The 12316-nt window shown below is 45.9% G+C and carries 6 protein-coding genes; 1 reads left to right on the top strand and 5 read right to left on the bottom strand.

The window, feature by feature from the left end:
* Window positions 1–13 precede the first annotated feature (13 nt).
* Window positions 14–1252 carry a ribonucleotide-diphosphate reductase subunit beta gene (locus ACI955_RS09955; RefSeq protein WP_415243597.1) on the top strand — a complete coding sequence of 413 codons (1239 nt, stop codon included), beginning with the start codon at window positions 14–16 and terminating at the stop codon, window positions 1250–1252.
* Between the two features lie 222 nt (window positions 1253–1474).
* On the opposite strand, the gene ACI955_RS09950 is transcribed toward ACI955_RS09955, so the two are convergent.
* From ACI955_RS09950 to ACI955_RS09930, 5 genes are read right to left on the bottom strand one after another with little or no spacing between them, the layout of a single operon-like run.
* A complete protein-coding gene (locus ACI955_RS09950) occupies window positions 1475–4198 on the bottom strand; it encodes a DEAD/DEAH box helicase (protein ID WP_415243596.1) in 2724 nt (907 codons plus the stop codon).
* A gap of 12 nt (window positions 4199–4210) precedes the next feature.
* Entirely contained in the window at window positions 4211–4717 is a 507-nt protein-coding gene (locus tag ACI955_RS09945; protein ID WP_415243595.1) for a hypothetical protein, read from the bottom strand.
* Complete coding sequence (locus ACI955_RS09940) at window positions 4714–7980, bottom strand: hypothetical protein (protein ID WP_415243594.1); 3267 nt, start codon at window positions 7978–7980, stop codon at window positions 4714–4716. Before ACI955_RS09940 ends, ACI955_RS09945 begins: the two co-directional genes overlap by 4 nt.
* Window positions 7981–8019: 39 nt before the next feature.
* Window positions 8020–9018, bottom strand: a complete 999-nt coding sequence (locus tag ACI955_RS09935; RefSeq protein WP_415243593.1) for a hypothetical protein — start codon at window positions 9016–9018, stop codon at window positions 8020–8022.
* 22 nt (window positions 9019–9040) lie between these two features.
* Window positions 9041–11713, bottom strand: coding sequence for a hypothetical protein (locus ACI955_RS09930; RefSeq protein ID WP_415243592.1), 2673 nt, complete (start codon window positions 11711–11713; stop codon window positions 9041–9043).
* Between the last annotated feature and the right edge of the window lie 603 nt (window positions 11714–12316).

Here is a 12316-nt window from a genome sequence, read left to right as displayed (position 1 = left end):
TTGAGGTTACAAAATGCTAAGTTGGGACGAGTTCGATACAGACGAAGCGCCTGCCACTATGCCGGTTGCAAAACCACAAGAACCAAAAGTAGCCGAGCCAGTTGTTAGTGCGGCACTAACCACCATAAACAACGAAGAAGTGCTTAGCACTGCCGATCAATCTGTGCTCGATAAAGCCAATACTGCCATCTCCAAACTAGACCTTGCAGCAGGCTTAGAAGAGCTAGACATGGGCGCCGCGCGTTTACGCGTAGAAGATAAGCGCATCATCAACTGCCATCTCGATCTAAACCAGCTAGTGCCGTTTAAATACGACTGGGCTTGGCAGAAATATCTCGACGGCTGCGCCAACCACTGGATGCCGCAAGAAGTTAATATGACCGCCGATATCGCCTGCTGGAAAAATCCAGAAGGTCTGACCGACGACGAACGCCGCATCATCATGCGTTCACTAGGTTACTTCTCAACCGCCGACTCACTCGTTGCCAACAACCTGGTACTGGCAGTCTATCGCCATATTACCAACCCAGAGTGTCGTCAGTACCTGCTGCGTCAAGCCTTTGAAGAAGCCATTCACACCCACGCCTACCAGTATTGTGTAGAGTCACTGGGCATGGACGAGGCCGAAGTCTTCAATATGTACCGCGAGCTGCCCTCTATCGCTAAAAAAGCGGCGTGGAGCCTGCAGCACACCAAAGCCTTGGGCGACCCGAACTTCCACACCGGCACCCCAGAAACAGACCAAGAACTGCTGCGTAACCTGATCGGCTTCTATGCCGTCACCGAAGGCATCTTCTTCTACTGTGGCTTCACCCAAATACTGTCTATGGGCCGTCGCAACAAGATGACCGGCATTGCTGAACAGTTCCAGTACATACTCCGCGACGAGTCTATGCACCTGAACTTTGGCATCGACATGATCAATCAGATCAAACTGGAAAACCCACACCTCTGGAGCGAAAAGTTCCAAGGCGAAGTAACCCAAATGATACTTGAGGGCATGCAGCTAGAAATCGAATACGCCATAGATTCAATGCCACGCGGTGTACTCGGCATGAACGCTGGCATGATGGAAGAATATCTCCAGTTCATTGCCAACCGTCGTCTGTGCCAGCTCGGTCTTAAAGAACAATTCCCCGGCTCGCAAAACCCATTCCCATGGATGAGCGAAATCATGGATTTGCGTAAAGAGAAGAACTTCTTTGAAACGCGAGTGATTGAATATCAAACCGGTGGGGCATTGAGCTGGTAGCTTAGGCTGTCATCCCCCGAAGTATCGCTAGAGAGAATATTCTATCACTAGAGAAAATATTCTTAATTAATAAAAAAGCCGCATATCGCGGCTTTTTTATTATATTTTTCAATAAGTTAAAAAAGTAGCCTAGGCGCAAAATCAACACTTTCCATAGAAATTACACCAATAAGAGATTAGAGGAAATACACTTCCAGATTTGGCTGGCCCACCGCATACACATCACCCACAAGCAATTCCAATCAACTTGGCAGAATATGCTTGCTCAGGCTTTACTATATTACGGTGATGTAATTCACGCTCTAAAACCGCTTCAATCTTATGGACATCAATTACTGACACAGCTTTACGAGAACTTGACTGAAATATGCCATCAATTTTCTTCTCAAGGTGCGGCAATCGATTCCCATCTATATCAACTGCAAGCTTCATTACCGAATGTACTGAATGTCCTTTTTCATTCTCAGCCCTAACTTGCCAAATCGAAATAGATTCACCGCCCCCAATTTCATCCGAGCTGAAACCTAGTAATTCAGGTTCAAGGTTTCGATATTGATCCAACAATTCTGATATTGCTGGATGATCCAAACCAATTAGATGCAACTTTTCTGAATTAGTAGCCTCATCCCGGTCAGTAGTAAATAGCATCTGCTCCACGCCACCTTTGATCAAAGCAAATTGTTTGCCACCCCTTACCTCTATTTCTTCGCCCTGATAAGGAAGCGCCTTTTGCAAAAATCTCACCAAGTCATCCATCGACTCTTGTGTGTTTGCCAGCGGCGCATATTCATCTAGACTGAAACCGTCTAAATCTTGAAATAGTTCAAAAACGGCATCTTTCGCATGCTTAGCATTATCCATTGCAGCCTCTAGCTCTAGCTTGGTTCGCTTTAGTTCTGGGTCTTGCAATGCCTGTGAGTATAACTGCTGATAGTTTATCTGTTCAGAAAGCTGCCCTAAAATTTGAGAACGCAGATCCTCCTCGACAACTCCTTTTTCATCAACCTTACCGAGAGCTTTTACTATTTCTTCTAATTTTTCATCCAGCAATAAGAAAATACGGCCCTCGATTGTGTCACCGAGTACCAAGTTATAAACCTGAGCGGTGTCTGTTTGACCATAGCGATGAATTCGGCCAATACGCTGTTCCATATCCATCGGGTTCCAAGGCAAGTCGAAATTAAAAAGTATGCGAGCATGCTGAAGGTTTATTCCCTCCCGTCCAGCAGCAGTACATATCATCACTCTAGGCCCGTTTGCCTGCTTAAATCGCCGCTCAGCGGCGAGCTTAGCGCCATGGTCTCCACCTTTCAGCACTACAACTCCCTGCCCAGGGTACGCCTTTTCAATTTGCTCACCTAGCATCTCGACGGTGCCTAGATAAGTTGCAAAGATAACAATCCGCTCTTTGGAATTTTGCTGCCAAAGTACTCCCAATGCGCCAATCAATTTATCTACTTTCGTTTCTCGAGCGGCAGGGAATAACATCAATAATTCTTTAATCCGAAAGCGTTCTTCCGGCAGCGCATACGCAACGGCATCCATAGCCGCATCTTCAGCGGCAGCTATTTCCAACTCATCCGAGAAGGCATCAGACGCAACAGCAAGCTGCTCTTCACTGATTTTTTTCAACAGCCGGCGCTTGATGTCATTTAGTATCCGGTCTACTTCTAGCTCGTCAAACCGATCCTTACCAAGCCCGTATTCCTGACGTATTTGCTCACAAGCTTCATGAAAAGCCATATCTCGCGCATCGATATCCAAATTTTCATCATGCATCAAGCCCTCATGCACTGTCAGCGCCAGCAACCGACGACGCAAAGTACGATGAACAGCCGCAAAACTAGAGGCAGCGATTTTCTGGAAAATAGTCATCACAAAACCCAACGCGGTGCCTTTTCCGCCTTGCTTTTTGGCTAAAGCAAAACCATCACGCAGATACTCGTTGAGGGCCTGATAAAACTCTCGCTCACCATCCGACATGGTAAACGCCTCGGTATGCACCCAACGCCGCGCGAAAAGGGTGGAACCATCTGCTTTACAAGCATCTGCCTTAGTGCGCCTAAATATATAAGGGTTTAATCTATGACGTTCCTCCAGCATTTCCATCTCATTAGAGAAAAGGGTTGGATCCAATAAATCTATCAGCTTCCAGAACCGAAAATGATCGCCTTGATGCGGCGTGGCCGTAAGTAGAATCATATCTCGAGTATGATCTCGAAGCGCTTCGGCGAGCTTGTAATTTTGAGTCTTTCGCGTTTTCCCACCCTGCTTATTAGCAGTACAATGATGAGCTTCATCAAATACAACTAAATCCCAACGCGGCGCCTCCTGTAGCTTTTTAATTCTTACAGGCCGCTTTAAGGTGTCGATACTGGCTATCAGCAAATTATGCTTAGCAAAGGCATTGCTGCGCCGATCACTGACATCACCCTCCCGGCCAAATACTTCAAAATTCAGATTAAAGACTTCATTGAGTTCCCTGTGCCAATTATTAACCAACCCAGCCGGCACAATCATCAATGCACGATTCAACTCTCCGCGGCTCGCCAATTCTCGGAGGACAAGAGCCGTTTCAATAGTTTTTCCTAGCCCCACTTCATCCGCAATTAAAAATCGGCGAGGGCTAGCGCAGGCAATACGGTGAGTTAACACTACCTGATGAGGTAGAAGATCGATTTTGGCCGAGGTTAGCGAACTTGCAGTATCCTGTAAGGGCAGTTCATGAGCCTTCCAAGATAGCCATGCCTTGACCGCACTATCCACTCCATAACTGATATTTGCTACGACGCGTTCATTATGACTAAGCGCTTCCACCAAGGTGCTAATCGGAACTTGTCGCTCACCTAGCGGGAAAAAAACTCGTGCATAACCACCAGCAAGCGATATGACGACGCCTTGCCCAAACTCAAGGTGCCTAACGCGCTCACCGGGTTGAAAATTCATGCGCAATCCCTACTAGCTAATCCTTTCAAGGTACAACCCAAGCCATTCATTATTTTTTCCTGCCACGGGAGACTCTATACGACGGACGTCTTTTTGAGCGCCATTCCAAATACAATTTCCCAACGGAAACAACTGCGCATCATATTTCCCCGCCAAGCACCATTGATAACTATTGCTAAAAACATCCTCTTTCCACCGGCCCGAGTCTGGCATCCAAAAAACTAATGCAGCCTCCGCATGATTTTGAAAATCATAGATCATTTCGTATATCTCAGACTCCAGCCATTCGATGGCATCCTCCGGTGACAATGCATCCACAGCTACGTCCAATCCTGCAACATACAAACCATCGTCATTAAGTAATGGCATATCCTCGGGCCAACCTGCTTCGTAAAAGCCCACAAACTGGCGCAAGCTAACCACTCGATTTGCGGCCTTTAATTTAGCCAACGTATTTCCACACCAAAGCACCGAGACACCTCGACGCTTCCATTTATCATCCGTTAGCACACCACTCACATCTCATCCTCCATGCCAAATAGAGCGATTTGCTGCTGCACGACTGCCTGATGATCTGCTTCCCAGCGGGTATAAAGCTGACGAGCAATAGTACTAGCTTGTCGCATAGCGCTGTCTGCACCGTTATGTTGAAGCCAATCAAGTAAATGACCCAAGGCGGGGTGAGGCTTAAATTCGCCATCAAGTATCTTTTTAGTATTGATTCCACTGTCCGCATAACATGCACCAACCAACAGCATAGCCTGATCAAAGTCACGACTAACCGAGCGACTACTAGCCATTCTTTCCTGCGATACCTCTATTGGCGAACGCCAGTGAAACGCTTTGGGACGCGCCGTTTCAGTTGCCCAGCCTAAAGAGACAAAGGTCGACGGCCCTATACCACTTCCACGTAGAAATTTTTGCATCTGATCTCGCTCAACTAAGGCTTGTTTTGCAAAAATTCGTAAAAACTGCCTAGTATTTGGCTCACACAGCACCGGCGTACCGCCCGATTCCGATTCTGACTGGTCATCTAAAATTTGATTAATACCGACCAATGCTTCATTCACTGTGAATTCCCGTCCTTCCTCGACGTATACTTGGCCGTAATGACGTGAAAAATACTCAAGCGCCTTCCCACGTTTAATAACTTCAATATCAGCTATTGGTAAACCTTCAGACTGATGATGTTCTAACATTTGCTGCAATTGGCGCACATCAGCTAAAATTTTGCGACGTAATCGAGCCCAGCTAATTTTTTTAGGTTCATCAACCCTTTTTCGACAAACATGAATAATGTCATACTCAATGGTCTTAGAACCGAATTCACCTTTACCTTTAGTTTCATCACTTCGAATAGGATAAGTTGCCTCCAAATAGTATCCTGCATCAAAAAGGCTCTCCAATACATCAACCCATGGTTCATCTTCACTATGGTGGAAAGTAAATGCCAATATACCACCGGGTTTCAGTAAGCGATTCGCTTCACGCCAGCACTCCGTCAAAAGGCGTTTATAAAACGCATCCGGATCATCCGGATGACGCGCCTTGTTCGAGACTGCCTCCAAAGTCTTCGGCGTATATTCCCCACCATAAATATCAGGATATTTGTCTTTTAACAGTATCCGCAACCAAACGTAAAAGAAATCAGCCAATTCCGCATAATGCAGTAAACCGCCGAAGGGCGGGTCGGTAATAACTAGATCATATGATTGATCTGTATATTGCGTTAATTCGGTTGATGACCCACATGTAACTAAAGTTCCCGGCAGCACTGGATCCTTAGCAAGGGCTTTGGAACTTTTACCGCTAACAAGCTTGCCAAAATCTGGCGATATATTCTCCAACATCTGATTAGACACGGTTTCCCACGGGGTCTTGCACCACGCCAAACCTTTAAGTGTATTTGCTCTGCACGAAGCCCAATTACCTCTTCCTAAATTAGCAAAAACTGCATTTTCAATTACTGTTGATTTCGGATGATAGTTATTATTGCTGAACATTGGTTCCATCTTGTCTGCTTTTGTATTCCAAAAACAAAACATATTCTGGTTACGTAAATACTGCTGAAAAGCACCTAGCACAATTTCCTTACTGGTTTCGCTAAATCCATGTGATGTATCTATCGCTTTAAGAATTTGGGCGTGGATTAAAAGCTGCATTGGATTAAACATCGTATTCCAATGAGTAAATCCATGATTCGGTACGCCACCCTGCAAATGATGAGTCATAAACCCGTATGGCAGCTCAGAGTCAGGCCAATAACCTTTTAAATCGGAGTTTTTCCTTTCCTCCCATTCCGATACCGAAAGGTTCTGCCTTTTAGCTGAATTCATGTCCGCTGGTGCAAAGTATCGTCCATTGTAGGGCGCCCCTGTTGTTCCTCTGAGCGGCGAATAGCACTGTAATACGTAAGAGGCCATAGGGCCCGTTTGTTTTGAATTTCTAATACTATCAAGCACATCCTGCTGGCGACCACATGTACTCTCTTGGCATGTAAATTTCGATTTTCTAGGTATTGTACCTTCAGCTGTATCTATTATTTCCCCCGAATCTGGACAGATAATTTTTTGCGGTAACACTCCTCGAACCTCAATCAGCTTTAGAGTCTTTGTCCTCAAGGTATTCCAACGCTGAGTAGCATCTACACTGCTAAGCGATGTTCCACCCAACATCCCGAATTCATCGCTCTCTGGTGAACCTTTAAGCCATTCCGGATGTGCTAAAAGCGTCAATTCCACTTTTTTATTTTTACTACTTTTTTTGAGTAAGCGAGAAGACTCCCCCTTCCGCGCAGCAGCTTCATCACAGTGCTCTTTATCGCAATGCGGGCATTGATATACACCTGCATCATCCATAATTGCATAAGGTTGCTCTGATTCACTTACCACTAGAGGCACATCCGGGGCCATACGTGCTTCGTAACGTTCGATATCAAACACTTTTTTGCATGCTTGACACTCAACACCTTGCCAACTTTTAACCGAAAGCGTTTTAACAGCTACTACTGGTGAGCTAAGCAAGGGTGTACGATGACCACAGTTTGCTCCTGAACACGGCCCGTGCTTCGCCCAGAAAGTATAAATCACTTCAGGGCCGAGATATTCGAAATCATTCCTGTCTTCAGGAGATAACATCAATGGGTCAAAGTCTTTACCCATGACCATTCCAGTTGAAACCTTTGTCCACCTACCTTTTTCACCGTTCGGCCCATCACATGCATAAAAGGGCATTATCTGTGGCTTTACTTCTTTTTCAACGTGATCAAAAAGTTTATTAATCTCATCTAAATCAACATCCGCCAATTCATTCTTCACCACTAACCATGCTACCGGACTTAAATCATTACCTGTCATTTGCATGCCAAGACGGGCGCCTTCCACCAGTGTTGTTCCACCGCCCATAAATACATCAGCTACTTTTAACTTTTTAAAACCTTCATTATCCTGATGATTGGCATAGTAATTTTCCCAAACCAATTTAGCAGCCTCCGAAGGCTCATCAGGAGCTTTCGTTGCAGCAGCTATCAACATTGAGCGAAACACACTTGAGCGACGGCGCGCCCACCACTTCGACATTTGGTAAATCGGCTTTCCTGCATTACCCTCTATCTGAGCAATCTGATTGATGGGGATAATTGGGAAGTCCACTTCAAGACAGGTGAGTGGGCGATTTGGATCGGAGAAATCGACCGTTTCTAAATGCGCTTTTTTGCCCGCGCCAACGGCTTCGGCAACTAATTCTTCAGTAATTTCAGCTTTGGTTTTCTTTGCTAGTGCCATGAGGTATTTTATCCAAGAAAGGATGAGGAACTCTCACCATTAAACATTCGTTTTTGACAATTCAATATATGGCACAGCTACTTCAAGCAAGCTGAGACCGCCGTGAGCTAAGCTGGGGTACCCACCTTGGCTACGCCATTTTTTTCGGCCCAATACGAGATTCCAATTACCATGCGTTGTATTCAACGACTGCGCCAATGGCGGCACCCAGTGTTGATTAACTGCGTCGTTTTTTAGCTTTTGATTTCGGCCAGACTTAAACTGTTCTTTCAAATATTCTTTTTGATCCAGTGGATATATATCCGGGAATAAAGCAGTGTTCGAGTAGCCGTGATCAGCAGTTATTACCAAACGACGCCCGGTAGCCAATTTATCAACAAAGCCCCAAAAATCATCACCGGTTAGTATCTCAGCGGCTTCTTTTGCTAAGATTTTATAACCATCGCCCTTGTCCGCAAGATGATGCATCCGCGTATCAGGCCAATGATGCCAAAATATAATATTCGAATCCGCTTTTATTAAACTGGCACAATCTTGCCAAGGTAAATCAGTGGATTCGGTAAATGCATCCGGAAATGCAGTGCTCTTACCCGCATTATTTTGCAATTTGGTACGCTGACCAAAACCTAAGGCTTTTGCGAAAGGGGTAGTATCGCCAGGTATTTCGGACGCCGTCGCGCCCGCAACATGAATACTATAACCGCGCTGCTGAGCCCCCTCAAGTATCCAAGGAACTTCTCGAAGTGACAGGGCGTCAAGAATAAGTATCGCTTTAGGTGTCGTCTGACGAAGCCAAAACTCCTTGAGCGCGCGAACGGTTTTCGGAGCTGAGCTTTCAAACTCGGCCCACAAACCCCACGCACTACCCGCTAAAACATCATCTAATGGCTTAATCGCGCGATCTCGCTCATTGGTTTTAGCGTCCGCCAAATCCTTCCGTATCGCCGGAGAAAATATCGGCCATAGCGCTGAAAACACCTTGGGCCATACCTCTGAAGCTGGTAGTTTATGCATATCGGCAATCAGTGACTTATCCATGTGCTACCTTCCGTTTTTGGTATTACGATTGCTGCTCTTTTTCTAAATCCAATGTATATGTAACGCCTTCAGGTAAATGCTTAAGCAATTGCTCCAGTTGCGCTCCAGTTAGCTGAACAGTTGACAGTTTCACCTCAGAAACTTTACTGCCTTTATTAATGCCCCATTGCTCCAATTTGCCAAGCAAACTCAGTGTCGACGTATTCTCAGCACTGTGACGCACCCTAGCGACGGAATCTGAGCCACCAAACAAAGAGCCAGGATGCGGAGTTAAACTTTTTCCACCACCAGTAACTCCGGTCGTTACCGGCCCGGATATAGCCCCTGGAACCACAGACTCGATAGGGATAGCGCCACCAGAGCCAACAGACCCACCCGGTAAATGCAGCGTGGCTTCTTGCAGCTCCTTTCCCGTGCCTAATTTTCCTCGAACCCGCAGCCAAGCATCCTCAGTTGGCTCTGCGGGCTTCTTCTCGTACAAACTACCTTTCGAGTTGATTGCAATCTTCCCATCTGCACAAGCCCGTCCAATCCGCTCTTTTACTTCAGTTTCTCCCAACCATGGAATGCTTTCAGCTCCTTTTGGCGCCGGCTCTTTAAGCTGTTCAATTAAATCCGATACACTACGACTGGCAGTCGCTGCATCGATAAGCATTTCATTGAAATCTTCAGGAATGAACAACTCAGTGCGAATTTTCTTATCGACTTTATCGAGAATTTTGTCTCCTTCGGCACCGTGCTGCGAGATCTCAAACTCACATTGCGAAGAGTCTGCAAAATTCCAAACGACCAAGATCGCAAAGCGGTCAAAGCGCGATTGAAGCTGCTCACGTAGCTCCTTTTGATACCTTAAATGAAGCGGTGTGTACTCTCGCTCGGAGTTTTTCCAATCACTCGCCAGATAAACTGCACGGGCTAAAACAAGTAGCGACTTATCAAAAAAGACATCGTCCGTCCCAGCCCGAGGAACCAGAAAGCGAACCGTATTTCGTGATTTAGGTACGTAATTTTTTACCCATTCGCCGAGCTCTTTATTATCGACGCTGGCTTTTGGCAATATAACAACGGGGATACGGTTATCCCAGTTAATGGGTAAATCCCTTTCCTCAACTTCTGCCCAAGGGTTTGTTCTCCAGAGCTTTTTTAAAACGATCGTTCGATAAAGGTTTGCTTGACTGTTTTCGCCAACTAAGGCGTAGCGAATTTCTTTCGCAAGGTGATCCACATCTTCGTCGTTCTGGAAAAGCTTTTCGTTTCTGGCATGCGCCAAGAGCTTTGCCTGAGGGTTGACCTCATTTTTAAAGACAAGCCGATTAGCTTGGCGATGAATATTGAAACTATTGTCCTCAATGATCGCTAATTCTGCGGAAAACTGATTGTCATCAATGGCAACGACGTCGGTGATATCGAGCTGTAATTCAGCAGGCTCCGCTCCGGCACGATTTTCCAGGGACATGGATCTAAGCCATAACGCCGAGAGAATCGCCTCCAAATGAGGAACCTGTTCTTGTGACACTCCGTTTTGCACTGCCTCCAAATTCCGAAGGGCATTTTCTCGCAAATCACGAAGCAATTGATTTGCCACCGAATCAAGTAACGAGGTAACACCCGCCTTTTCGCTCGTTAACTTAAAGTCAGCGGCTGTCAAAATGGACGCACTGTCTCCCGCAGCCTTAAACACATCAACCAGAATTCGCAGTAGGTCGCGGGTTTCCTGAGTTGCCGTAGCAATAAGAATCTGGTCGTCGAGCAATCGTAAGAGCTTTGGGGAGTATGGCCAAGCCTCCACGTATTCAGCGCGATGCTTCTCATGCTCCGATCCAGAAATATGGTTTAAGCGTAAAGATTCTTCGATGTGGGTATGAATTAGTCCATGAACATCCACATCTGAAATATTCATGCGATTTTCAAAGATGCGGTAGAGAAGTAGACGCTGCCGATCTCGCTTCGCCTCCGGCCCTTTGAAATCGATGCGTACGGGGTTTACCCGGAATATCTGTTGAGCCGCATCTGAGCCGCCTTCACGCACTGAAACAACCAGCGTGAGTAATTCAGGGTATCTTTCGGAGATTTCAGAAAGGATTTGAATGAAGTTAAATGCCCAGTTACGCCAAGGGTACTGCTTGGTATTCGTCAGCCCCTCGAACCACGTTTGAAACTCATCAAGAATAAGCACGAAAGGCTGCTTTTCAGCCATTTCAAGGATCAAGTCAAAACTTGGGACTTCGGTTTTATTTTCACCGCCCCCAGCCCATTTACCCCGTGCAAATGTGCCGTGTGGGTGGTTCTCGAACAGCACATCCCACAGATATTTATAGTTCTGCAAGTGAAGGCTTTCAGTAATGACATGCATACCGTATTGCAATTCAAGATCAGCTATCGCAGGGTTATCTAGCCTCGCGGCCCAATCGCTTAACCAATTTTTGGTAGCCGTCGGGTCTTGATGCATGTGCGAAAGCGCTGCCATCAAGTGAGATTTACCTTGTCCCCGAGCACCTATAATAACAACAGGCTCGGCGCGCCCAGCCTGCACTGCTTCGACAGTTTTAAGCATATCTATGGAAGGGTAGGTAATTTTCAGGAAATCGCTTGCAGATTTATCAAGCGCTCCCGTTCCCTTACGGTTGTGCAGCTCAATCATTGTGCCGCTCAATCGCTTCCCGCTAAATTCTTCTCGTAATTGAAGTCCAAGCATGGATTAACATTCCCTATTTGTGCCTGACATTTGCTTTATTAGAGTGCAACGCTGCTTATAATCGCCACAACGTACACACTAACGTGCATATATTTGCTTAACTGAATAGTAAAGTCTGCCTCATTACCACCAGACCACCCGATCGCAATTAAGCAGATCAGGGTTACGCAAATATGATGGGACAAAGGCTACCCGATACCGACAAACCGCTAACTCAATACACCTACAAAAGCAGCGAATACTGATGAACCACACTACAATTTATTACTAACTAAAACAACAGGTTAACAATGGCGGATTTTAGCATCAAACCTATCAAAAAATTACGCATACACTTTGCTCAATCCCCACCCCTAACTCTCAATTTGACCACCATCTTGGCGTCAATTTGCGAATTCCACTTCCGCATTCTGCGTGTGGGAGACTTTATTTTGGAGTGATAAGCGGTATCCGTTGGAAAATAAATGCAGATCTAATCTGCTATTTATTGGTAATTTTTCACACGGAGAACACCCGAATTCACACATAAATTAGCGTGCAAACAACTCAAGACCTTCACCGAAGAACACATCAAATCACAGCCCGTGTGCGCGAATATTTTTC

It is taken from the genome of Zhongshania sp. (genome assembly GCF_047636175.1).
Taxonomy (GTDB): Bacteria; Pseudomonadota; Gammaproteobacteria; order Pseudomonadales; family Spongiibacteraceae; genus Spongiibacter.
This window is presented reverse-complemented; position numbering and strand designations above follow the sequence as displayed.